Source organism: Aeromonas sp. S8(2024) (assembly GCF_041403085.1).
In the GTDB taxonomy this organism is placed as follows: domain Bacteria; phylum Pseudomonadota; class Gammaproteobacteria; order Enterobacterales; family Aeromonadaceae; genus Aeromonas; species Aeromonas dhakensis.
The window spans coordinates 323787-346551 of sequence record NZ_JBGLRF010000001.1 but is presented as its reverse complement, the minus strand read 5'-3'; the positions used below and the strand labels follow the sequence as shown (position 1 = coordinate 346551).

At 62.0% G+C, this 22765-nt stretch carries 19 protein-coding genes; 9 read left to right on the top strand and 10 right to left on the bottom strand.

Annotated features, from left to right (window positions below):
* Nucleotides 1-10 precede the first annotated feature (10 nt).
* Nucleotides 11-1144: a class Ia ribonucleoside-diphosphate reductase subunit beta gene (gene nrdB, locus ACB031_RS01500; RefSeq protein ID WP_005300631.1), complete on the top strand. Its 1134-nt coding sequence runs from the start codon at nucleotides 11-13 to the stop codon at nucleotides 1142-1144.
* Nucleotides 1141-1461, top strand: a complete 321-nt coding sequence (yfaE, locus tag ACB031_RS01495; RefSeq protein WP_371138861.1) for a class I ribonucleotide reductase maintenance protein YfaE — start codon at nucleotides 1141-1143, stop codon at nucleotides 1459-1461. The genes nrdB and yfaE overlap by 4 nt, the downstream gene beginning before the upstream one ends.
* 133 nt (nucleotides 1462-1594) lie before the next feature.
* Here the strand turns inward: yfaE and mltA are convergent, their stop codons facing one another.
* Complete coding sequence (gene mltA, locus ACB031_RS01490) at nucleotides 1595-2746, bottom strand: murein transglycosylase A (protein WP_371138860.1); 1152 nt, start codon at nucleotides 2744-2746, stop codon at nucleotides 1595-1597.
* A gap of 150 nt (nucleotides 2747-2896) precedes the next feature.
* Between mltA and ACB031_RS01485 the strand changes: the two genes are divergently transcribed.
* Nucleotides 2897-3148, top strand: coding sequence for a DUF1289 domain-containing protein (locus ACB031_RS01485; protein ID WP_005300622.1), 252 nt, complete (start codon nucleotides 2897-2899; stop codon nucleotides 3146-3148).
* Between the two features lie 93 nt (nucleotides 3149-3241).
* On the opposite strand, the gene fruA is transcribed toward ACB031_RS01485, so the two are convergent.
* From fruA to fruB, 3 genes are read right to left on the bottom strand one after another with little or no spacing between them, the layout of a single operon-like run.
* On the bottom strand, nucleotides 3242-4978 hold the full coding sequence (fruA, locus tag ACB031_RS01480; protein ID WP_371138859.1) for a PTS fructose transporter subunit IIBC: 1737 nt from the start codon (nucleotides 4976-4978) through the stop codon (nucleotides 3242-3244).
* Nucleotides 4975-5964, bottom strand: coding sequence for a 1-phosphofructokinase (gene pfkB / locus ACB031_RS01475; RefSeq protein ID WP_258117590.1), 990 nt, complete (start codon nucleotides 5962-5964; stop codon nucleotides 4975-4977). The genes fruA and pfkB overlap by 4 nt, the downstream gene beginning before the upstream one ends.
* Complete coding sequence (gene fruB / locus ACB031_RS01470; RefSeq protein WP_252604697.1) at nucleotides 5964-7064, bottom strand: fused PTS fructose transporter subunit IIA/HPr protein; 1101 nt, start codon at nucleotides 7062-7064, stop codon at nucleotides 5964-5966. Before fruB ends, pfkB begins: the two co-directional genes overlap by 1 nt.
* A gap of 305 nt (nucleotides 7065-7369) precedes the next feature.
* Between fruB and cra the strand changes: the two genes are divergently transcribed.
* Together cra and ACB031_RS01460 are read left to right on the top strand one after the other, a co-directional pair.
* Nucleotides 7370-8356, top strand: a complete 987-nt coding sequence (cra, locus tag ACB031_RS01465; protein WP_017764556.1) for a catabolite repressor/activator — start codon at nucleotides 7370-7372, stop codon at nucleotides 8354-8356.
* Between the two features lie 305 nt (nucleotides 8357-8661).
* Nucleotides 8662-9855, top strand: a complete 1194-nt coding sequence (locus ACB031_RS01460) for an aromatic amino acid transport family protein (RefSeq protein WP_371138858.1) — start codon at nucleotides 8662-8664, stop codon at nucleotides 9853-9855.
* A gap of 238 nt (nucleotides 9856-10093) precedes the next feature.
* On the opposite strand, the gene ACB031_RS01455 is transcribed toward ACB031_RS01460, so the two are convergent.
* Nucleotides 10094-13195: a hypothetical protein gene (locus tag ACB031_RS01455; protein WP_371139111.1), complete on the bottom strand. Its 3102-nt coding sequence runs from the start codon at nucleotides 13193-13195 to the stop codon at nucleotides 10094-10096.
* 517 nt (nucleotides 13196-13712) lie between these two features.
* Between ACB031_RS01455 and ACB031_RS01450 the strand changes: the two genes are divergently transcribed.
* Complete coding sequence (locus tag ACB031_RS01450; protein WP_371138857.1) at nucleotides 13713-14642, top strand: LysR family transcriptional regulator; 930 nt, start codon at nucleotides 13713-13715, stop codon at nucleotides 14640-14642.
* 106 nt (nucleotides 14643-14748) lie between these two features.
* Here ACB031_RS01450 and ACB031_RS01445 read toward each other — a convergent pair whose 3' ends face one another.
* Nucleotides 14749-16155, bottom strand: coding sequence for a DEAD/DEAH box helicase (locus tag ACB031_RS01445; protein ID WP_010634055.1), 1407 nt, complete (start codon nucleotides 16153-16155; stop codon nucleotides 14749-14751).
* Between the two features lie 324 nt (nucleotides 16156-16479).
* On the opposite strand from ACB031_RS01445, the gene ACB031_RS01440 reads away from it, so the two are divergent.
* A complete protein-coding gene (locus ACB031_RS01440) occupies nucleotides 16480-17301 on the top strand; it encodes an ABC transporter substrate-binding protein (protein WP_017780143.1) in 822 nt (273 codons plus the stop codon).
* Nucleotides 17302-17388: 87 nt separating this feature from the next.
* Here ACB031_RS01440 and aroC read toward each other — a convergent pair whose 3' ends face one another.
* Nucleotides 17389-18477 carry a chorismate synthase gene (gene aroC, locus ACB031_RS01435; protein WP_010634057.1) on the bottom strand — a complete coding sequence of 363 codons (1089 nt, stop codon included), beginning with the start codon at nucleotides 18475-18477 and terminating at the stop codon, nucleotides 17389-17391.
* A gap of 12 nt (nucleotides 18478-18489) precedes the next feature.
* A complete protein-coding gene (prmB, locus tag ACB031_RS01430) occupies nucleotides 18490-19425 on the bottom strand; it encodes a 50S ribosomal protein L3 N(5)-glutamine methyltransferase (protein ID WP_005300587.1) in 936 nt (311 codons plus the stop codon).
* A gap of 65 nt (nucleotides 19426-19490) precedes the next feature.
* Here prmB and smrB point away from each other — a divergent pair, with 65 nt between their 5' ends.
* Nucleotides 19491-20015: an endonuclease SmrB gene (gene smrB / locus ACB031_RS01425; RefSeq protein ID WP_139430816.1), complete on the top strand. Its 525-nt coding sequence runs from the start codon at nucleotides 19491-19493 to the stop codon at nucleotides 20013-20015.
* Nucleotides 20016-20127: 112 nt separating this feature from the next.
* Here smrB and ACB031_RS01420 read toward each other — a convergent pair whose 3' ends face one another.
* Nucleotides 20128-20538 carry an SRPBCC family protein gene (locus tag ACB031_RS01420; protein WP_371138856.1) on the bottom strand — a complete coding sequence of 137 codons (411 nt, stop codon included), beginning with the start codon at nucleotides 20536-20538 and terminating at the stop codon, nucleotides 20128-20130.
* 210 nt (nucleotides 20539-20748) lie between these two features.
* Between ACB031_RS01420 and ACB031_RS01415 the strand changes: the two genes are divergently transcribed.
* Nucleotides 20749-22044 carry a diguanylate cyclase gene (locus tag ACB031_RS01415; protein ID WP_017780146.1) on the top strand — a complete coding sequence of 432 codons (1296 nt, stop codon included), beginning with the start codon at nucleotides 20749-20751 and terminating at the stop codon, nucleotides 22042-22044.
* A 47-nt stretch (nucleotides 22045-22091) separates the two neighbouring features.
* Here the strand turns inward: ACB031_RS01415 and ACB031_RS01410 are convergent, their stop codons facing one another.
* Nucleotides 22092-22721, bottom strand: a complete 630-nt coding sequence (locus ACB031_RS01410) for a histidine phosphatase family protein (RefSeq protein WP_336291851.1) — start codon at nucleotides 22719-22721, stop codon at nucleotides 22092-22094.
* Nucleotides 22722-22765 lie beyond the last annotated feature (44 nt).

Sequence of the window (22765 nt, the reverse complement as noted above, 5' to 3'; positions counted from 1 at the left end):
TTCGACAACCATGGCCTATTCAACTTTCTGCCAGACCCAAAACGACCAGCTCAAGGAGCCGATGTTCTTCGGCCAGTCGGTCAACGTGGCCCGTTATGACCAGCAAAAACACGAAGTGTTCGAACGGCTGATCGAGAAGCAGCTCTCCTTCTTCTGGCGCCCGGAAGAGGTGGACGTCTCCCACGACCGCATCGACTTCCAGGCCTTGCCGCCCCACGAGCAGCACATCTTCATCTCCAACCTGAAGTACCAGACCCTGCTGGACTCCATCCAGGGTCGCAGCCCCAACGTGGCGCTGCTGCCGCTGGTCTCCATCCCGGAGCTGGAAACCTGGATCGAGACCTGGGCCTTCTCGGAGACCATCCACTCGCGCTCCTACACCCATATCATCCGCAACATCGTCAACACCCCCGCCCAGGTGTTTGACGACATCGTCACCAACGAGCAGATCCTGAAGCGCGCCGGCTCCATCAGCCACTTCTACGACGATCTGATTGAAGCGACCGCGCTCTACCACCTGCACGGTGAAGGCACCCATCAGGTGGCCGGCCGCGAGGTATCCATTACCTTGCGCGAGCTCAAGAAGAAGCTCTACCTGTGCCTGATGAGCGTCAACGCACTGGAAGCGATCCGCTTCTATGTCAGCTTCGCCTGCTCCTTCGCCTTCGCCGAGCGCGAGCTGATGGAGGGCAACGCCAAGATCATCAAGATGATCGCCCGCGACGAAGCACTGCACCTGACCGGTACCCAGCACATGCTGAACCTGATGCGCAGCGGCCAGGACGACCCCGAGATGGCCGAGATCGCCCGCGAGTGCGAGCAGGCCTGCTTCGATCTGTTCAAGGAAGCCGCCATCCAGGAGAAGGAGTGGGCCGAGTACCTGTTCCAGGACGGCTCCATGATCGGCCTGAACAAGGACATCCTCTGCCAGTACGTGGAGTACATCACCAACCTGCGGATGGCCGCCGTTGGCCTGCAACCGGCCTTTGCCGGCGCCAAGCAAAACCCGATCCCCTGGATCAACACCTGGCTCTCCTCCGACAACGTGCAGGTCGCCCCGCAGGAAGTGGAAGTGAGTTCCTACCTGGTGGGTCAGATAGACAGCGAAGTGAACGCCGAAGACCTGGGTGATTTCGAGCTGTGAGTGACGCCACCGGCACGCTGACCAAGCCCCTGCACGCAGCCCCCGCCAAGAGCGAGACGGGCGCACCGCAGGTACACACCCGGGATGGCGTGCTGCACGCCCACCCCGGCGAGAGCGTGCTGGAGACCCTGGAGCGTCACGGTCATCACGTGGAGTTCCAGTGCCGCAGCGGCTATTGCGGCGCCTGCCGCACCCCGCTGCTGGCAGGCAAGGTGCACTATGCCGCCGTGCCGCTCGCCTTTGTCTCCCAGGGAGAGTGCCTGCCCTGCTGCTGCAAGCCGGTGGGGGCCATCCGGCTCGACATCAAGAAGGGCTAAGACCGCCCTCCCTTGATATGTCCAAGCTCGTCTCGCCAAACAAAAAGCCGCCGGATTGCTCCGGCGGCTTTTTTACATCCATCTTTATACCTCATGGGCTGCTGGCTGATGCACCACCCGCCCCCACAAGGCATTACAGCCAGGGCGCGGCGGTCGGCCCATGGTGCAGACCCAGCTTCCAGACCCGGCCAAAGTGCTTGTAGTGACCGGCCGCGACACCGGCCTTCTCGCCCATGCCGTGGTAGAGGTCGAGGTGGCCCTTCTTCACCGCCCCGCCCACATCCAGCGCGATCAACAGCCGCAGCTGATGCTTGCCGGTCCAGTTGCCCTCTTTGTCCAGCAGCGGCACCTCCGCCAGGATCGGCGTGCCCATCGGCAGCAGGGTCTTGTCGGCGGCCACCGCCGCCATCGGCAGCAGCGGGATGCCGGCGGCCCCGATCACGTCGTTGGTGGGGCGACGCTCGAAGAAAACATAGGAGGGGTTCTGCTCCACCAGCTCCTTGACGCTCTCCTCCGGCTGACGGTTCGCCCACTCCTTGATGGCTTTCATGGACATCTGCTCCCTGGGTACCTCGCCGCGGTCGATCAACACCCGTCCGATGCTGACGTAACCGTGACCGTTCTTGCCGCTGTAACCCAGATATTGCAGCCTGTCGTCATCGCCATAGTGAACGAAGCCCGAGCCCTGCACGTCCATCAGGAAGTTGTCGATGAGGGATTTGCTATAGCCCAGCTCCAGCCCGCGGTTGGCCAGTGCCCCCTGATGGATCTGGGCCCGGGTCGGACAACGGCTGCCGCAGTTGGGCATGGCGTAGATGGGGTACTTGTATTTCGCATCCGGGCGGTGGCGTACCTCCAGCACCGGCGAGTAGTAACCGGTGAACAGCACGTTCCCCATCCGATCCGAGCCCCCCAGCTGGGCCAGACTGATGCCATAACGGGTAATGTCGGCGGGATTGCCGCCGTTCGCCACCCAGCGGGAGAGCTGGTGATAGAGTTCGCCATAGCGGTGGGTCATCTTGCCGGAGCGCTCCAGCACCAGCCTGCTCTGAGGGCCGAACTTGCTGTAGTCGGCGCGCACGCGGCTGTTGACGCGCTCAACCCGCACCAGATCGTCGGGCAGCATGCCGTCCAGATACTGCTTGCCCAGATTTTCCGGCACCTCGCAGTTGAGAAAACATCTGGCATCGGGTTTGTTTTTGGGCACCTGGGCTTGCTCAGAGTTGCCCGCACAACCGGCCAACCCCAGCACAGCGGCGGTCAGCCAGTACGCGTGTTTATTCATATGTCCTCATATAACACCAAGCGTCATGTTCGGCGGGGAAGATGCCAAATTTGCAGGGGGAAAGCAAACGCCTTCAAACCTGCGACGACGGATTTCTCCAAAGGGGATCTTCTGGGTTATAACAAGGTAACAAGGTGTGAGGGGCCATGGATGGAACAGCTCGAGATCTTCCCGCTGCAGAGCCCCTGCATCGGGGTCTGTGAAGTGAACAACAAGGGCTACTGCAAGGGGTGCCTGCGCAGCCGCGAGGAGCGCTTCAACTGGCTCACCATGACCCCGGCCCAGCAGCAGGAGGTAATGCGCCTGTGCCGAGGCCGCAAGGCGCGGGTGGAAGCCGCCCGCCGCAAAGCGCTGGAGGGGGCCCAGAACGAGCCGCAAGAGCAACCGGGTTGGGATTTCTAGTTTCTCCCCTCCTCCTTTCACGACAAACATAAAAAAGCGGCCCGCAGGCCGCTTTTCTTTTTGACACTATGAGATGTTGCCGGATCGCAAGGCTTATGCCGTGGCCAGCTTGGCCTGCTCTTCACCGCGTTTGAGCATGGCGTAAGCCACCCCGGTCAGCAGCGACCCTGCCGCAATCGCCACGATATACATCATGACGTTGCTGATGGCGTTCGGGATGAACAGCACGAACAAACCGCCGTGGGGTGCCATCAGCTCGCAGCCGAACAGCATGGAGAGCGCACCGGTCAGGGCGCCGCCCGCCATGCAGGCAGGGATGACGCGCATCGGATCCTTGGCGGCAAACGGGATGGCCCCCTCGGAGATGAAGCACAGACCCAGCACGAAGGAGGCCTTGCCCGCTTCCTGCTCCGCTTTGATGAACTTGGTGCGGGCCAGGAAGGTGGCGATCCCCATCCCCAGTGCCGGCACCATGCCGGCGGCCATCACGGCTGCCATGGGAGCGTAGGTCTTGGAGGCCAGCAGGCCGACCCCGAAGGCGTAGGCTGCCTTGTTGACCGGGCCACCCATGTCGAAGCACATCATGGCACCGATGATGACACCCAGCAGCACGGCGTTGGCAGAGCCCATGTTGTTGAGGAACTCGGTCATGGCATTCATGATGCCGGCCACCGGGCCGCCCACCACGTAGATCATCACCAGACCGGTAAAGAGGCTGGCAAAGAGCGGAATGATCAGGATCGGCTTGAGCGCTTCCAGGGTCACCGGCAGGCGCACCTTGTCGCTCAGGTACTTGGCGCTGTAACCGGCGAGGAAACCGGCCACGATGCCGCCAAGGAAACCGGCGCCCAGCGAGCTTGCCAGCATGCCGCCGATCATGCCGGGAGCGAGACCCGGACGGTCAGCGATGGAGTAAGCAATGTAACCGGCCAGCACCGGGATCATCAGGGCGAAGGCGGAGCCACCACCGATCTTCATCAGGGCGGCGGCCAGAGTGCCTTCCACCTTGAACGCCTCAATCCCGAACACGAACGAGAGCGCGATAATCAGGCCGCCCGCCACCACCATGGGCAGCATGAAGGAGACCCCGGTCAACAGGTGCTTGTAGGGGCCCGCTTTCTCCTCTTTCTTGGGTTGGCTGGCGCCACTGTGGCGATAGGTTTTCGCCTCGGTCCACGCCTTGTCGAGCTCGGCACGGGTCTTCTTGAGCGCAGCACCTGTACTGGTGCGATAGACTGGCTTGCCATCGAAACGGGCCATGTCTACCTCGATATCGGTGGCGAGGAACACCAGATCGGCGGATGCAATCTCCTCGGCAGTCAGGGCATTCTGGGCACCGACCGAGCCTTGGGTCTCGACGCGGATCTGATGACCCAGCTGTTTGGCCATGGTCTCCAGCGCTTCTGCCGACATAAAGGTGTGAGCCACCCCGGTCGGACAGGCGGTCACCGCCACGATGCGCTTGCCAGCGGCGGCCGGTTTGGCGGCAGCATTGGCAACGGCGGGCGCGGCTTGATGGCGATAGACGCTGGCGCCGCTGGCGGCGGCCTCCAGCAGTACGGCCGGATCCTGCAGGGCGAGATCCATGCTGCCCTGATAGACCCGCTTGCCGTCATAGGCGGCGAGATCCACCGGGGCGCTGGCGACAACCAGCACCAGCTCGGCCGCAGCAATCTGCTCCTTGCCCGGTACCTGACGGGGCTGCACGCTGGAGCCGACGTCGAGGGTGAGCTCCCAGCCTGCCAGTTTGGCCTGCTGTTCTATTCGTTTTGCAGCGAGAAAGCTGGTGGCAATGCCCGCCGGGCAAGCCGTAACCAAGATTGCTTTCATTGGGCATCTCCTGAGTTTTCCATTGAGGGGGTATGGCATTGAACCGGTGCCAGCGCATCCAGACGCTGTACGCGCACCTGTTCAAGCAAGGGGTCGAGCACACTGATATCGTCAAAGCCGACCGCCACCTGGCTGACCGCCAGCGCCGAGACGGCGGTGGCGAGGCGCAGGGTCTGCTCCGGCGTCCAGCCAAGGCTGAGACCATGGGCGAGACCGGCCACCAGAGAGTCGCCGGCACCAACCGTGCTGACCACCTGCATGCGCGGCGGAATGGCCTGCCAGACGGCATCCGGTGCAAACCAGATGAGGCCATCCGCGCCATTGGAGATCACCACGTTGGGGATCCCGCTTGCCTGCAGCGTGCGGGCACACTCGGCCTGCTCGCTCAGGGTCTTGATGGGGCGGCCGGCCCACTGGCCGAGCTCCTCCAGATTGGGTTTGACCAGGGTCGGCGCCGCCTTGATCCCTTCGCTTAACGCCGCGCCGCTGCAATCGAAGATCACCTGCTTGCCCTTGGCCTTGAGCAGGCGAATGAGGCGGGCGCAGTAATCGGGGGCCACCCCTTTGGGCAGGCTGCCTGCCAGCACAAACCAGTCGGCGTGAGGGGTCAATTGGTCGATGGCCTGCTCCAACGCGCCCACTTCACCCTCATGGATGGTGAGCCCCGGCAGATTGAGATCGGTGACCCGGCCGGATTGCTCGGAGATCTTGACGTTGATGCGGGTGCTGCCCGCCACGCGCACGAAGTGATCGGCCAGAGCACGCTCCGTAAACAGGGAGACGAAGCTCTGCTGGTTATCGGCGCCAAGCCAGCCGGTGACGCCTACGTCGCGGCCCAAGTCCTTGAGCACCATGGCCACGTTGATCCCCTTGCCCGCCGCACGCAGATTGGCCTCGCTCACCAGGTTCACCTCGCCCAGGCTCATCGTCTCCAGACGGGCGGTGAGATCGAGCGCCGGGTTGAGGGTGATGGTCACTATGTCCATCAGTGCGCCCCCTCGCCCAGCCCGGCCGCAATGGCGGCGCCTATGCCCTTGAGGGCCGCTTCGGCGTCAGCCCCTTCGGCGCGAAACGCCAGACGATGGCCACACTTGACGCCAAGGCCGATCACCTTCATCAGGCTCTTGGCGGAGACCGCCTCGCCGCTGCCATCCAGGTTCGCCACCCGAATGTCGGATTCATACTCCTTGGCCACCTTGACCAGCATGGCGCCGGGACGGGCATGCAACCCGTGGGGGTTGATGATGGTGAAGGTTTCACTAAGACCGCTCGCCGGGCCCGCCTGCAGCATGGCCAGCCCCTCACTACCTGCCAAGGTGGCCAGCTGACCGGCAGCGGCCAGCTTGGCCAAGTTGTCGAGCTGCGCCAGATGGCCGCTATCTGCGGCGCACAGCAGCAGCAGGGCGCTGACCGGTTGCTCCCCGGCGTTCAGTGCAGTGCTAGGCGTGGCCAGCACCCAACCGGTCTGGGCAGCTTGCGCACGAGCAAGCCAGATCCCCTCGCCCAGGTAGGCGGGGTCGCTTGCCAGCAGGGCGCTTACCATGGCGGCATCGCCCCAGCCGGCGGATTTGGCGCGGGCGGCGGCGCCCAGCAGCAGCTGGTCGCGATCGTCTGCCGGGAAGTCGGCCAAAGCCAGGAACTGCACCTCTTTGGGCGCCGTGGCACCGGTCAGGATATTGATGATGGTGTCGGCATCGGTGGCCTCTTTCAATTGCGCCGCCGCCTGCTCGTCACCCAGCACGTGGGTGAGCTGGCGCAAAATGCCCAGATGTTCGTCAGATTTGGCGGCGATGCCGATGGCGACGTAGGCGATCTGCCCCTCATCCCATTCGATGCCATTGGGGAACTGGGCCACCATGACGCCGGTGTTCTTCACCAGATGCCGGGTGTCGGTGGTGCCGTGGGGAATGGCGATGCCGCTGCCAAGATAGGTGGCGTGCTGCGCTTCACGGGCCAGCATGCCATCTACATATCCCGCTTCCACCAGACCGGCTTCGGTCAGTTTGCCTGCCAACAGGGCAATGGCTTCGGCCTTGGTCGCCACCGACTGCCCCAGCAGGATCTGCTGTCGCGCCAACTTCAACATAGAGATTCTCCATCAGGTGCCGGGCGGCCTGACCGTACCGGCGCATCAAACATAACCATTCGTGCCACTCGCCTGCTGACAATAGACCGGATTGCATCCCTTCGGGAGCCATGCCGGGTTTTTATGCCCGGCCATCGATTGTCTGCTGACAAGCTGAATCGTTTCACTTACACTCAGACTGAATCGTTTCAGCGAATTGTTCAAGTACCCACAAAGAGTGCTTTTCAATGATATGATCCCGCGCACACTTTTCGGTGCCCTCACCAGGCAGTGCCCGTGGGCCTTGCAACTCAAACAGAGCCAATATGATGAAACTGGATGAAATCGCCGCCCTCGCCGGTGTCTCGCGCACCACGGCCAGCTATGTGATCAATGGCAAGGCCGATCAATACCGCATCAGTCAGGCCACCCGCGACAAGGTGATGGCGGTGGTCACCGCCCACAACTACCAGCCGGACAGCCGCGCCGCTTCCCTGCGTGGTGGCCAGACCAGAACCCTGGGCTTTATCCTGCCCGACCTTGAGAATGCCAGTTACGCCAAGCTCGCCAAACGGCTGGAGCAAGGGGCGCGGGTACAGGGTTATCAGCTGCTGATCGTCTGCTCGGAAGATGACCCCGCCACCGAGAAGGAGCTGGCCGAGATGCTGGCCAGCCGCCACGTGGATGCGCTGCTGGTGGCCAGTTGCCTGCCGCCCGAAGATCCCTTCTACCTCGGCCTGCAGACGCGCGGCATCCAGGTGCTCGCCATCGACCGGGCCATGGCGGCCGACAAGTTCGTCACCGTCGCCAGTGAAAACCAGAAGGCGAGCTTTGATCTCACCGCCTCCCTGCTCTCGCCGGCAATCACGCACATCGCTTTGATCACCGCACTACCGGCGCTCACGATCAGCCGTGAACGCAAAGCGGGCTTCGAACAGGCCGTCGCCAGCCACAGCACTGCTTGCCATCTGTGTGAAGGGGCCCATTTCTCCCGCGCCGAAGGCTATCGCCTGATCAAGACGCTGCATCAGCAGCTCGGCCAGCTGCCCCAGGCACTGGTCGCCACCTCCTACATCCTGATGGAGGGGGTGCTCGACTATCTGCTTGAGCAGGAGACCGACATGAGCCGGCTCGCCATGGCCACCTTCGGCGATGATCGCCTGCTCGATTTCCTCCCCTTCGGCATCAACTCCCTGCCCCAGCAGCACGATGCCCTCGCCAGCCAGGCGCTGGAGCTGGCCCTCAAGGCGATTGGCGGCGAATACCAGTGCGGCCTCCACTATGTGAGCCGTACCCTCAAACGCCGCCGCTGACCCCCTCTCCATGGCGCGCCGCTGCGGCCTCCCTCGCAGCGGCGCGTTTTTTCACCACCCCAAAACCATATCTGTCATCATTTATTTCCACATATTCTGCCAACCCAGTACAAAATCCGCTTTTTCAGGCTTGTTTCCACCATTTTGATCCGTTAACTTGGCAACCAACTTTTACAACCACAGGTTTTTCGTAACGATGGGTTCACTCCGATATTGCTAGCCTCCGGTCTCGACCCCGGAGGCGCCTTGCCAACACCTCATATGCCTGCTGTGCACCGCGCAGTTTCTCGATTCGGATGGACACCATGAACACCAAAACCCTGGGATGTACCCTGTTGATTGCCGGCACCACCATAGGCGCCGGCATGCTGGCCCTGCCGCTGGCCTCTTCGTCGCTCGGCGGCCCCGCCACCCTGCTGCTGATGATCGGCCTCTGGGCCCTGATGGCCTTTACCGCCATGCTGCAGGTGGAAGCCAGCCTCAACACCGGCAAGTGGTACCTGCACCAGCTGGCGGATCACCTGCTCGGCCCCTGGGGCAAGCGCATCGCCTCCTTCTGCATCCTGATGCTGTTCTACTCGCTGGCCTCCGCCTACATCAGCGGCGGCAGCAGCCTGCTGGCCCAGGCGCTGGCCGATGCCGGCCTCCCCCTCAGTCAGGAGCAGGCGGCCTGGGCCTTTACCCTGCTGTTTGGCGGCATGGTCTGTGTCGGCACCAAGCAGGTGGATTACCTCAACCGGCTGATGTTCACCGTCAAGCTGGTGATCATGGTGGTGGTGCTGGCGCTGCTGTTGCCGCGCACCGAAGGGCAGCACCTGCTCTCCCTGCCGCTGGGCCAGGGGCTGCTGCTGGCGGGTCTGCCAGTCATCTTCACCTCGTTCGGCTTTCACGGCTCCATCCCAAGCGTGATGCTCTACCTGGGGGACTGCCCCAAGCAGCTGCGCCGGGTCTTCGTGTGGGGATCCGCTCTGCCGCTCATTCTCTACGTGCTGTGGCAGGTCGCCATCCTGGGTCTGCTGGGTCAACAGGCCCTGCTGCAGAGCGGTGGCGCGCTGGACAGCCTGCTGGCCAACGTCGGCAAGCTGGTAAGCTGGCCCGCCTTCAACCAGGCTATGCACCTGTTTGCCGATCTGGCGCTGGCCACCTCCTTCCTCGGGGTGACGCTGGGACTGTTCGACTTCATGGCCAAGGTGACCCGTCGCAAGGACAACTGGCAGGGCCGCACCCAGACCGGCCTCATCACCTTCGTGCCGCCCCTGCTGTTTGCCCTCTACTTCCCGCAGGGCTTCATCATGGCGCTCGGCTACGCCGCCATTGCGCTGGCGATACTGGCGGTACTGCTGCCGGTGGCCCTGGTGTGGCAGAGCCGCAAGCAGGCCGAGACGCACCACTACCGCGCCCCGGGTGGCGTGCTGGCCCTCGGCCTTGCCGGCGCAATGGGCGTGCTGATCGTCGGGGTGCAGGTGAGCGTCAGCATGGGACTGCTGCCGGCGCTCTAAGCCAGAGCCGGTATTGGATCCCCCAATAGCAAGGCCCCGCCAACGGATGTTGACGGGGCCTTGTCATTTCCGCTGCGGCCGCAGCAGTGGCGCCTTCTCCTCGCAACAGTCAGGGCACTTTCCAGGCTTGGGCTGAGCCACCACCAATACAGAAAAGCCCTGCCAGAGTGGCAGGGCTTTTTGCACTCTTCAGCGGGACAAGTCCGGGCCACAAGCCCAGCTTGTCCGCTGAGTTGGCTTAACGAGCCGAGACAGTGATGCTGGCCAGATCGATCAGGTTGACCGGCCCGCCCCGCCCGCCGGCATCGTTGTAGGTATCGTTCGCCTTCAGATAGCTCATGTTATAGAAGTCGCTCACCAGGATGTCGTACTGCCCTGCCGGCACGTTAACGATGACAGGGGTCGAGTCTCGCAGCGGTTTGATCTCTCCCTCCTTCATCACATGGGGCATCTGCACAGTGCCGCCTGCGACCACCTGGCCCTTGCTGAGCACGGATATCCGCTTCACCCCGTTGGTCACCCCCAGATTGATGGCGTGCTGGGCATTGCTGTACTGCAGGCGAATGGCACGCTGACCATCCAGTGTGACATTGCGCACCAGGACGGTATCCTCCGGGCGGCCCCAATCTTTCAGATAGGGCATGGAGATGGCCGCATCGGCCGCCGTGAGGGTGCCGGTATGCGACACCGTGACAGCATCGACCGCGATGCGCCGGGTCTCTGGCTGGTAGCACACCGGCTTGGCATGATGGGAGCGGTTACCGGACTCGGGATAGATGGCCTCCGCGCTGTAGCAATAGGCCATGCCAGGTTGCAGCCGCAGGTCGTCGACCCACTCCCCCGCCGTCTCGAGTCCCTTGGCGACCAGCTTGCCATCGCGATACAGGTTGTAACTGAGCGCCCCTTTATTGACGCTGTCCTGCCATGTGACGACCAGCTTGCCAGCTTGCTCGGTCACTCCCAGCAGGGTGGGCTCGGTCGGTGCGAATACCTTGCGGTTTTCCACGTCCAGCGGTGCCACGTCCTCGATCAGGCGGATCCCCTGTTCATCGGCGATGCCGGCCCCCAACTGGACCTCGATCTGGTTGTTGGCAGCCAGCATATCCTCGCTGATCAACTCCCCCACGGGGGCACCGTTGAGCATGATGCCGCGCACCGGGTAGTAACTGCCCTCCTCCCCGACATCCGGAAGCAGCAGCTTGATCTCGATCTGCTTGCCACGGTAATTCAGCCCCTTGAGCACGGCCTCGGGTCTGGCGCCCATCAGCCTGTGCAGGTGACTGGTGACAAAGGGCAAGACACGGATCCCCTGCTCTTCCACGTTGTAGCCAAACAGGGTGTTGGTCACCATGCCGAGATAGCCACCAACGGACCAGAGCTGGCGCTGGGAGTTGATGACAGGCCCCGTCAAGTCGGGTTGAGCCAGATCCATCAGAGAGGGTTGGCCCGAGAGCCATTCCAGATTCTCCATGTTGGAGAGGTTGAGCGCGGCCCCGCGCATCATGGAGTCGACATGGCGATCGGCCACGGCCACGTTCTGCACCCTGGCCGCCGCCTTCAGCCCGTAAGCGGAGACAAAGGGCCAGATGGCACGGTTATGGTAGACCGGCATATCGGGCTGCTGCGGGAAATAGACAGGGGCACCATAAGGCCCAATGGGATAGCGGCTGACGATCTCCCTGGCCTGCGCCTCATCGGCAATGCCCGCCAGAATGGCAAGGGACTCCCCCAGCAGATCGAACTTGTAGGCCGGGCTCGGATCCGTGGCGGTATTGATCAGGCTGGCATACATCTTCTCATCTACCAGCCAGAAGGCCCGATTGATGGCCTGCTTGAGCGCGGCAGCCCATTGGCTGTAGCGAGTCACCAGTTCATCCTGGCCCAGCTCGGCGGCCAGGTGTGCTGCCAGCATCAGACCCTGGTAGTGGAGGACATTGGTGGAGAGGGATTTGCTCATGCCGATGTGGGCAATATCGGTCTTGATCCACTTGGCATAGGTCTGGTCACGCCAGTCGAGGAAGGATTGTTCCCCGCCATAGAGGCCATCGCCATTATCGAAGGCCGCCAGGCGATCGCTCTCAATGGTATTGCGCAGCCCCTCAAACGCCTCGGGCAGGAAGGCGCTGCGTTCCTCGGCGGGCAATGCCGCCAACACCTGCTCGGCCGCCAGCGCCCACCCCATGCGATCGGTGCTGATGGGCCAGCTGCCCCCCGTGCCCGTATCCTGAATGATCTGGCGCCCCTGCGGGATCAGGCCGTCGAGACCCTGCTTCAGCTCGGTTCTGAAATCGGAGAGCTTGAACTGCAGGGAGTTACGCGCCCGCTGCGGATCCAGCACCCCCAGCCCCAGATCGGTGGCGTAAGAGAGATCCCGCGTCCAGACATAATGCCACTTGGCCCCCGTTTCGAAGCAGTCGCAGGGGATCGCCTGACCGCCGCCGTAACTGCCATCCTTGACCTGGGACACGCTGTTTTGCCGCATCTCGTGTGTCGCCAGCGTAAACAAGGCGTCAAACACCATGTTGCCCGAACGCAGCCGGGGCAGATCGGCCTGCTCCTGATAGGTGGTGAAGCTATCCCCCGGATCCCGCAGCTCCTGGGTCGTCGACTGGGCATAGCTGCGATAGTCGGCCCCGGCCTGCTTGACCGAGAAGGTGGCAACCTCCTTGACCCCGGGTACATGGGTCTGGTATTCCCGCTTCTCGATAAGCTCATGCCCCTCATGAGGATTGATCAAGCGCAGATCCTCGTCCGTCGCGGCACTGATCAGCAACTCAGGGGCCTTTTCATCCCCACTGGCATCAAGGACAAACTTGTAATATCCCGCCTGTGACACCGACAGGGATGCCAGCTGGCAACTGCTGTCACAGCGCTGCATCCTGGCGGGATCATTCAATGACAGGGTGCCGCTGGCACCAAAGCCGATCCCGTCCTGGGCAGAGGCCATCTTAATCTTGTGCTCCCCGGGAGCCAGCCTGGCCACCACCACATAGCGTTTGTCGCCCTGGTAGATCATCTGCAAGAGCGGTTCGAGATTGCCGTCTATGCCCTTCAGATAGAGGTTTTCAGCGTAATTGGGGTCATCACGCACCATGGTAAATTCGACGATAGGGGCCGCCAGATCGACATTGGTCACCTTTACCTGAATATCGAGCAGCCCTTTTTCGGTCACCACCAGGCGATTGTTCTGTCCGTTATTCTGGTAGTACATGGGATAGCGCTGTTCGGGGAAGATGCTGGTCTCGTTGCGGCTATCGGCAGAAAAGTCCGGATATTTCGTCCATTCGGGGCCCGCGACCTTGAACGGTGACATGCCTGAATTCATCTTCAGGTTGTCCAGTCGATATATTCCATCTTTGAAGACCAGTTTGAACTTCTCTTCACGATCCCAACCGCTGAACTCCCCGACCAGATAGAGATCAAAATCCCAGGGGGCTTTCGCCTCAATAGTATTATTACTTGCAGATGAACTATTATCGTTACAACCGGACAAGAGCGTTCCGCCGCATAACAATGACACGGATAAAGCCAATGGATGGATTTTCATATATTCCCTTCGTTACTTTATTTATTATTTCGTTATTCTAATGACAGCCATAAGCTGTATTTTATAGCCTACACCAGCAGGCCTTGAAAAACACATAGACGACCATAATGACGGGATAGCCATCATCTATAACCAAGCTGCATTGCGTGATCCAATTCACAAAATAAACTCGGTTACCGGTCAACTCGAATAGAAAACAACGTGAGGAGACACACACAAAAACTGTTGCGACGACACGGAGGCGATTGACAGTCACCCATGCTTGCACTAGCGTGGCGCTCCGCCTGATCCTGAACGTACGTTATTTCCCGTGGACAAACACCTCAGACAATTCATTGAAGTCGCGACCCACAAAAGCGTGAGTCTCGCCGCCAGGCACATGGGGCTGAGCCAGCCAACGCTGACCCACAACATGAAGAAACTGGAAGAGAGTCTGGGCACACCCCTGCTCATCAGACAGGCTGGCGGTGTGGCGCTGACGGCAGCCGGCGAGTTGTTGCTGACCCAGGCCCGCATGATGCAACGGATCTACGATGACACCCTCAGACGACTCGCCATCCTGCGCGAGCAAGCAGCCCAGCCCCTGAGAGTGGGTACCGGCCACGCCTGGTGGCAGCATGTGCTGCAACCTGTCACCCTGCATTACCGCGCAGCCAACCCGTCTTGCGCCATCAATATCGAAGTCGGTAATCATCTGAGACTGCTGGACTTGCTCCTGGGCAATCATATCGACCTGTTCTTGGGGCATGAAATCCATGGTCTGGATAAACATTACAGCCTGATATTCATCCCGCTCTTTACCGCCAGCGATGCCGTATTTGTCAGAACTGGACATCCCCTCTCAGGGAAAGTTTGCAGCAAGCAGGATCTGGTTTATTACCCCAGCCTGTTGATTACCACGGATGAACCTAAATATCTTCATCTGGTCGAGGATATGGCAATCAAAAAGCAAGAGCATGAAGAGATGCAGCTCAATGATAAAATCATTTACAGCTCCAATTCGTTGATGGCTGCCATCGATCTGGTGAATACCAGCAATGCGGTCATGCCGTATCCAGGCAGCATGGGAGAATACTTCTCAAAATTCGGTATCGTCCCACTCGAGATGGCGGAGGAATATAACAGAGGCACGGTTGGCATCTATATTTCCCGTGAGAAAATGGATGAACCGAATATTCAAACGCTATGTCAACAGATCCAGACGCAGGTCGGCAAGCGTCGCCATTTGCTTGCAGCCTGAGCCACCTCTTTTCATCCTGCTGCAAACCGCAGGCACAAAAAACCCCGCCAACTTGGCGGGGTTTTCTATTCAACCGTTGAGCGCGGGAGAGAAGCTCCCGAACCGCTTACTGGTTATGGGTAGAACGGCGCGGACGACGAGCCTGGGCCGGTTTGCCGGCACCATCGGCCGGACGCTGGCCACCCTGGGGCTTGGGCTTGCCGCCGTTGCCAGTGCGATTGCCACCACCGTTACCACCGGCGCCATTGCCGGAACGACCGGCACCCTGACGCTGGCCTTGACCTTGCGGACGCGGCGCACGGCGCTGCTCGCTTGGATCGCGCGGCTCTTTGCGCAGCGGCGCACCGATGCCACGGCTTATGTTATCGAGCGTCTCGCGGGAGGCTTCGAAGCCCGCCACCTGCTCGCAGGGGATGCTCTGCTTGGTCAGCCGCTCGATGGCCTTGATGAGCTTGCCCTCGTCAGCCGCCACTAGGGAGATGGCGTGACCGGCGGCGCCGGCACGGCCGGTACGGCCGATACGGTGCACGTAATCTTCCGCCACGTTTGGCAGCTCGAAGTTCACTACCTGGGGCAGCTTGTCGATGTCGAGGCCGCGGGCGGCGATGTCGGTCGCCACCATGACGCGCACGCTGCCATCCTTGAAGCCGGACAGGGCGCGGGTACGGGCCCCCTGGCTCTTGTTGCCGTGGATGGCGGCGGCGCTGATGCCGTCTTTCTCAAGCTTCTCGGCAACCCGGTTGGCGATGTGCTTGGTACGGGTAAACACCAGCACCTGCTGCCAGTTGTTGCTGGAGATGAGGTGGCTCAGCAGGGCAATCTTGTTGGCCTTGTCGCACGGGTGCACCAGCTGCTCGATGCGCTCGGCGGTGCTGTTGCGCGGGGTCACTTCGATCACCGCCGGGTTGTCCAGGAGGCCAGTGGCCAGCTCACGGATTTCGTCGGCGAAGGTGGCGGAGAAGAGCAGGTTCTGACGCTTTTTCGGCAACAGAGCCAGGATGCGGCGGATGTCGCGGATAAAGCCCATGTCGAGCATGCGGTCCGCTTCGTCCAGCACCAGGATCTCGACTTCGTCGAACTTGACGGCGTTCTGGTTGTAAAGGTCCATCAGACGGCCCGGGCAGGCCACCAGCACGTCCAGACCACGGCGAGTCGCCATCATCTGCGGGTTGATGCTCACGCCGCCAAATACCACGTGGCTGCGGATCGGCAGGTGCTTGCCGTAGTTGCGCACGCTCTCGCCCACCTGGGCGGCCAGCTCGCGGGTCGGGGTCAGCACCAGAGCACGGATGCGGTTCGGGGAGACCTTGCGCTTGCTCTCGGTCAAGCGTTGCAGCATCGGCAGGGTAAAACCTGCGGTCTTGCCGGTCCCGGTCTGGGCTGCCGCCATCAGATCACGGCCAGCCAGTACCGCCGGGATCGCTTGTTGCTGAATGGGAGACGGGGTGTCGTAGCCTTGCTCGGCAACGGCACGCAACAAGGGTTCGGCCAGACCGAGGGAAGTAAAACTCATAGTTACCTGCTAGGGATAGGGGCGCCGGGGATCCGTGATGGGGCTCCTCTGCTGAGCCGATGCCATCTCGCCAGATCCGGGCCTGTTGAGAACACAACGATTTCCCCGGGGAGCAGAGCAAAGGGGAAAGAATAGGGGCGCAGTCTAACGGAGTTATTGAGGAGAAACGAGAAAAATGTGATGTTCCTCCCAGCATGTTTGCCAAAAGCCGGTCACCGTCCCGCCGATAAAAGCCGTTCAAGAACTCATTCGAATCAGGCTATGCTTGATGCCAGACCATGGCGACGCCGCCGCGGCGATCCTGCAACAAGGAGGTTCAGGTTCATGCGTGTTCATTTTCTGCCTGCCGGCCGCTACTGGCTGTTTCTGCTGATGCTTGCCCTCACTCTGCCGCTGCAGGCCAACACCAGGTTGTCCGTCGCCTGGGGCCACTGGCCACCGTTCAGCTACATCAATGCCCAGGGGACGCTGGATGGGCTGGACGTGAGCCTGACCCGCCAGATCCTGGCCCAGGCGGGGCTTGCGCCCCGCTTTCGCAACCTGCCCTGGGCCCGGGCCCTTCATCTTATAGAGCAGCAGCAACTCGATCTCGCCATGGGGGCGCTCGATACGCCGGAGCGGCGCGCCTTTGCCCGTTTCTCGGCCCCCTATCGGCGCAGCACCTTCGTGCTGCTGAGCAGCGATCCCATCCCCGGCCAGCGTGAACCCTGGCAGGATGTGCAGAGCCTGCAGGGGCTCTGCCAGCAAAGCCAGCTGCGCCTTGGCAAGCTGCGCGGCACCCGGCCGACCCAGCTGATGGCATCCTGCCCGGCCCTGAAACAGGCGAGTGAATACAACAGCGACGACCGGCTGATCGATCTGCTGCTGGCCCGCCGCCTCGACGGCATCATCGTCGAGTGGCAATACGCTCGTTACCGGCTGCAACAGCTGGGGGCCGACGGTTTTATCCACTGCCAGCTGCTGCTCCACCACCAGCCGGTCAGCCTGATGTTTGCCAACAGCGCCATCGATGACAACACCCTGGCCCGGGTCGATGCGGCGATCGCCAACCTGCCGCCGGCAAGCGGCAACCCCACCCCGCCCACCTGCCGGCTCGACAACCCGGCGGCCGACGCGCCCCCCGCCCCAATTGCCAAGAGGGGGTAAATAGCCATCAAAAAGGCGACCCTGAGGTCGCCTTTTCATTGTGTCTGCGGTAGCGCCACCCGATCAGCCGAGTGGTGAACTGGCCGATCAGCGCAGCTGCGGAGTATGCGTCAGCACGCCCTGGTTCTGGGCACGGTGGCGCAGCAGGTGATCCATCAACACCAGGGCCAGCATCGCCTCGGCGATGGGCACGGCGCGAATGCCAACGCAAGGATCGTGGCGACCCTTGGTGATCATCTCGATGGCCTCGCCTTCGGTATTGATCGTTTTGCCCGGCACCGTGATGCTGGAGGTCGGCTTGAGCGCCATGCTCACCACGATATCCTGACCCGACGAGATGCCGCCCAGAATGCCGCCCGCATGGTTGCTGGCAAAGCCGGCCGGGGTCATCTCGTCGCGATGCTCGGAGCCCTTCTGCTCCACCACCGCAAACCCGTCACCGATCTCCACCCCTTTCACCGCATTGATGCCCATCATGGCGTGGGCAATATCGGCGTCGAGGCGGTCAAACACCGGCTCACCCAGACCCACCGGCACATTGCTGGCGATGACCTGCACCTTGGCACCGATACTGTTGCCCTCTTTCTTCAAGTCGCGCATGTATTGATCGAGCGCTTCCAGCTTGCCCGCATCGGGGAAGAAGAAGGGATTCTGCTCGATCTGCGCGGCATCGAAGGCTTCGGCCTTGATGGGGCCGAGCTGGGAGAGAAAGCCGGTGATCTCGATGCCGTGCACCTGTTTCAGGTACTTCTTGGCAATGGCCCCCGCCGCCACCCGCATGGCGGTTTCACGGGCGGAGGAGCGACCGCCGCCACGATAGTCGCGCTGGCCGTACTTCTGGTGATAGGTGTAATCGGCGTGGCCCGGACGGAACAAGTCCTTGATGTCGGAGTAGTCCTTGGAGCGCTGATCGGTGTTCTCGATCAAGAGCCCGATGGAGGTGCCTGTGGTCTTGCCCTCGAACACCCCGGAGAGGATCTTCACCTCGTCCGGCTCGCGGCGCGGCGTGGTGTAGCGGGAGGTGCCGGGCTTGCGCCGGTCCAGATCCCCCTGCAGATCCGCCTCGCTTATCTCAAGCCCCGGCGGGCAGCCGTCGACCACGGCGCCCAGCGCCAGGCCGTGGCTCTCACCGAAGGTGGTAACCCGAAAGAGTTGGCCGAAACTGTTCCCTGCCATGCTTGCTCCTGCTTAGCTCTTGTAAATCGCGAAATGGTCCTGGTACTGCACCAGCTCGGCCCGGGTCATCACGAACACGCCGTGACCGCCGTTCTCGAACTCCACCCAGGTGAAGGGCACGTCAGGGAACTGGGCTTCCAGATGGATCATGCTGTTGCCCACCTCGACCACCAGCACGCCATCGTCTTTCAGGAAATCGGCGGCATTGGCCAGCAGACGCTTGGTGAGCTTGAGGCCGTCGGAACCGGAGGCCAACGCCAGCTCGGGTTCGTGGCGAAACTCGTCCGGCAGATCCGACATGTCTTCGGAATCCACGTAGGGCGGGTTGGAGACGATGAGATCGTACTTGTCGCCGACCGGCAGATCGCGGAACAGATCGGAGCGGATCGGAATGACCTGCTGCTCCAGCCCGTGATCGTTGATGTTGCGCTCGGCCACGTTGAGGGCATCGACGCTGATGTCGATGGCATCCACTTCGGCTTCCGGGAACTCGTGGGCCATGATGATGGCGATGCAGCCGGAGCCGGTGCAGAGATCCATGATCCGGGTCGGTTCATCTTTCAGGAAGGGGGCGAAGCGATTGGCTACCATCTCGGCGATGGGGGAGCGGGGAATGAGCACCCGCTCGTCCACGTAGAACTCCCAACCGGCATACCAGGCCTTGTTGGTCAGGTAGGGGGCGGGAATGCGCTCCTGCACGCGGCGGATGATGAGCTCGGCGATGCGGTGCCGTTCGCTGGTGGTCAGGCGGGAGTGGCGCATGGCCGGATCCACGTCCGGCGGCAGATGTAGCGCGGGCAGTACCAGCTGCACGGCCTCATCCCAGGCGTTGTCGGTACCATGTCCGTAGAAGATCCCGGCGTCGTTGAAACGACTCATGGCCCAGCGCAACATGTCCTGGATGGTGTGCATCTCGGCAACCACCTCATCGATAAATATCTTGTCCAAATCCACCTCCAAGTCGAGTAATATCCGGCCCGAGAATTCTATACAGCGAGCAAGACGAGTACCTGATGAAAAAAACGCCCTCACCGACAGACGAGGAAACCCTGCTGTTCCGCGATGCGATAAAAGGTACCCGGAAAATCAAGCAAGATACCATAAGGGCCGAGTTACGCCCGGTCAAGCAGAAACGCGAAATGCGTGAGAGCCGCGAATCCCTTGGGGTTGACCACTATTTCAGCGATGAATACCAGCCCCATCTGGAAGAGGATGGACCGACCCGTTACGTACGCGACGACGTGTCGAAATTCGAGCTGAAAAAGCTCAAGCGCGGCAGCTATCCGCCGGAGATCTACCTCGACCTGCACGGCATGAACCAGCAGCAGGCCAAACAGGAGCTGGCGGCCCTGCTCACCCTCTGCCGACGTGAGAACATTCACGTCGCCTCCGTGATGCACGGCATCGGCAAACACATCCTCAAGCAGCGCATCCCGAGCTGGCTGGCCCAACACCCCAGTGTGCAGGCGTTCCATCAGGCCCCCCGCGAGTGGGGCGGTGACAGCGCCATCCTGGTGCTGCTGGATATCGAAGAGTAACGCCTTCGCGCCACCCGCCGGCAACGCCAGCGGTATGAGCCCCGCAATCAAGGCGCAATAAAAAACCACCGACGTCTGGCGGTGGTTTTTTATTGGTACTGGCACCTCTCCCCTAGCCTGCCGCCTCCACGTAGCGCTTGAAGTTGTCGAGGATCCCCTGCCAGCCCGCCTGCTGCTGGGCCGGGGTGTGGCTCGACTCGGCATCGAAGGTCTCCTGTACCCGGGTGCCGCTCCCCTCACTCGCAAACTGCACATCCACCTCGCGCCCGTCATCCATCAAGAACGAGAGGCGGGTCGGCGCCTCCACCCGGGTAAAGGTGCCGGTGAAATCAAAACCGGCGCTGCCATCCTTGGCGGCCATGTGATGGCAAAAGCGCCCACCCACCACCAGATCGACCCGGCTGCTGGTGGTGTGCCAGTCGCTGGAGGCCGCGTTCCACCTGGCGATGCAGTCCCGATCGTTCCAGGCCCACCAGACCGCCTCTATCTCCTGCTCGATATGTGCCTCGATGCTGATCTTCATCTCGCCCTCCCTGCTTCGTTGTGCTGACCAGACCGCTGCGCCGGATCCGGTGCCGTTTGTAGATGCCCGCAAGTAAAGCCCAATCCGGGCCGACCGGCCAGTTTGCCAGAGCGGACGCTCTGTGGCCGGCCCCTGCCCGGCTCCGTCAACCGGGCATCAAAGCGGCCGCACTATACTGAATATCAATATGTTATTCGCCATGGAGGTTGCATGTTCACACAGGGTTCCCACGCCGATATCAAGTCTTCTCTCGATGCCATCGGTGCCGCCGTCGCGGTGTTTTCCCTCGACAAGGACGATCGTTTTACCCTCATCTCCGCCAACGACACCTTTGCCCAGGCTTTCGAGCTGGATGTGCTGGGCTGCATCGGCAAACGCCTGGGCGAGATGTTTCCCCGCTACATCACCGGCAGCATAGAGCAACCGATGCACGAGTGTGTGAGCCAGCAGACGGGGCTTGAGAGCGAGTTGCCCATCGACACCCTGTCGCGCACCAGCTGGTGGCGCTTTGTCATCTCCCCCATCATTCCCGAGCAGTCCCGCATCACCCGCATCATGGTCACCGCTATCGACATCACCGCCAAAAAGCAGCTGGAAGAGGCGCTTAAGATGAGCCGCAAGCGCTTCGAGGCGGTGGTCAACTCCGCCTATGACGGCATCATCAGCGTCAGCAGCGAGTCGCGCATCGAGCTTATCAACACCGCCGCCTGCGAGATGTTCGGGGTGGACGAAAGCTACCTCGGCAAACGGCTGGAGACCCTGCTGCCCCAGCGCTTTCGGGCCAACCACGACGGCTATTTCAAGGCGTTCAGCAACTCCCCCATCAACTCGCGTCCCATGCACGCCCGCGCCTCCGTGATGGGGCTGCGCCGCGACGGCAGCGAATTTCCGCTGGAAGTGACCATCGCCAAGATCAACCTGGGCCAGACCACCGAGATGACCGCCATCCTGCGGGACATCTCGGAGCGGGCCAAGCTGGTGGAGGAACTCAAGGTGGCGGCCACCACGGATCCCCTCACCGGGATCGCCAACCGGCGCCGCTTCGATGAACTGGTCAAGCTGGAGATGCAGCGCTGCCAGCGCTTCAGTCACACCATGAGCCTGCTGCTGATCGACATCGATCACTTCAAGCAGATCAACGACACCTATGGCCATCAACAGGGCGATCAGGCCATCCTCAGCCTGGTCAAGCGGGTTGCCAAACAGCTGCGGGAGGTGGACATGCTGGGCCGCTGGGGCGGCGAGGAGTTCATCGTGCTACTGCCGGAAACCTCGCTGGAGCTGGCCTGGGCCAGTGCGGAGCGGATCCGCCTCGCCGTCGAGTCGCAGCTGCATCAGCTGGGCGCAGGCACCGAGGTGCCGCTCACCATCAGCGTCGGCATCAGTGCCAGTCTGGGCCCGCAGGATACGGTGGAGCGCATGGTGCGCAGGGCCGATACCGCCCTCTATCTGGCCAAGAAACAGGGGCGCAACTGCTCAAGGAAGGCGCTGCCAGATTCCCCCTGATAGGCGACGCCAAGCCTGATAGACAATCATCAGGCCTGGCGCCTTCCTCAATTCAAGGCAGCGAGACCATGTTCACTGCCCGGCCGGGCAAAGAAACGCAGCGGCCCGCCAGCGTCGTCACATGCCAGCGACACCTCCAGCACGGCCCCGTTGGCCAGCTGCCACTCGAAGAAGTCGTCAAATCCCGCCACGGTCAACGCCCGGATCACCTTGGCCACCACGCCGTGCGCTACCAGTAACACCCGCTCCTGATGGCAACTCTGCGCCAGTTCCGCCAATCCCTGCCCGACCCGGGCAATGACTTCGTCCAGCGATTCGCCGCCGGGTGGCGCCTCGGCCCAGCGCCGGGTGATGTTGCGGGCCCACAGCGCAGGGTAACGCTCCCTCGCCTCTTGCTGGGTCAGCCCCTCGAACACCCCGACATGGCGCTCGCGAAACGCGGGGGCGAGCGTCACCGGCAGCGCCAGCTCGTCCGCCACCAGGGCCGCGCTCTGCCGTGCCCGCAGCAAGGGGGAGCTCAGCAGCCGCTGAAACGGGGCCTGAGCCAAGACCAGCATCTTTGCCTGCGCGCTGATCTGGGCCACGCCGGTGTCGCTCAGACCGATATCCAGCGCCCCCTGATAGCGCTCCTCGGCATTGGCCGGGGTTTGCCCGTGGCGCATCACTACCAGTTGCATGGTCTGTTCCTTTGATTGCGGCCGATGCTTACGCTACCTCGCCC

Excerpts from the sequence above, each read along its gene's own strand:
- smrB (WP_139430816.1), top strand. The coding sequence starts at position 19,491 with ATGAAAAAAACGCCCTCACCGACAGACGAGGAAACCCTGCTGTTCCGC.
- aroC (WP_010634057.1), bottom strand. The coding sequence starts at position 18,477 with ATGGCAGGGAACAGTTTCGGCCAACTCTTTCGGGTTACCACCTTCGGT.
- ACB031_RS01445 (WP_010634055.1), bottom strand. The coding sequence starts at position 16,155 with ATGAGTTTTACTTCCCTCGGTCTGGCCGAACCCTTGTTGCGTGCCGTT.
- pfkB (WP_258117590.1), bottom strand. The coding sequence starts at position 5,964 with ATGGACATAGTGACCATCACCCTCAACCCGGCGCTCGATCTCACCGCC.
- fruA (WP_371138859.1), bottom strand. The coding sequence starts at position 4,978 with ATGAAAGCAATCTTGGTTACGGCTTGCCCGGCGGGCATTGCCACCAGC.
- ACB031_RS01420 (WP_371138856.1), bottom strand. The coding sequence starts at position 20,538 with ATGAAGATCAGCATCGAGGCACATATCGAGCAGGAGATAGAGGCGGTC.
- ACB031_RS01485 (WP_005300622.1), top strand. The coding sequence starts at position 2,897 with ATGGAACAGCTCGAGATCTTCCCGCTGCAGAGCCCCTGCATCGGGGTC.
- cra (WP_017764556.1), top strand. The coding sequence starts at position 7,370 with ATGATGAAACTGGATGAAATCGCCGCCCTCGCCGGTGTCTCGCGCACC.
- mltA (WP_371138860.1), bottom strand. The coding sequence starts at position 2,746 with ATGAATAAACACGCGTACTGGCTGACCGCCGCTGTGCTGGGGTTGGCC.
- ACB031_RS01460 (WP_371138858.1), top strand. The coding sequence starts at position 8,662 with ATGAACACCAAAACCCTGGGATGTACCCTGTTGATTGCCGGCACCACC.
- ACB031_RS01410 (WP_336291851.1), bottom strand. The coding sequence starts at position 22,721 with ATGCAACTGGTAGTGATGCGCCACGGGCAAACCCCGGCCAATGCCGAG.
- ACB031_RS01415 (WP_017780146.1), top strand. The coding sequence starts at position 20,749 with ATGTTCACACAGGGTTCCCACGCCGATATCAAGTCTTCTCTCGATGCC.
- ACB031_RS01440 (WP_017780143.1), top strand. The coding sequence starts at position 16,480 with ATGCGTGTTCATTTTCTGCCTGCCGGCCGCTACTGGCTGTTTCTGCTG.
- nrdB (WP_005300631.1), top strand. The coding sequence starts at position 11 with ATGGCCTATTCAACTTTCTGCCAGACCCAAAACGACCAGCTCAAGGAG.
- fruB (WP_252604697.1), bottom strand. The coding sequence starts at position 7,064 with ATGTTGAAGTTGGCGCGACAGCAGATCCTGCTGGGGCAGTCGGTGGCG.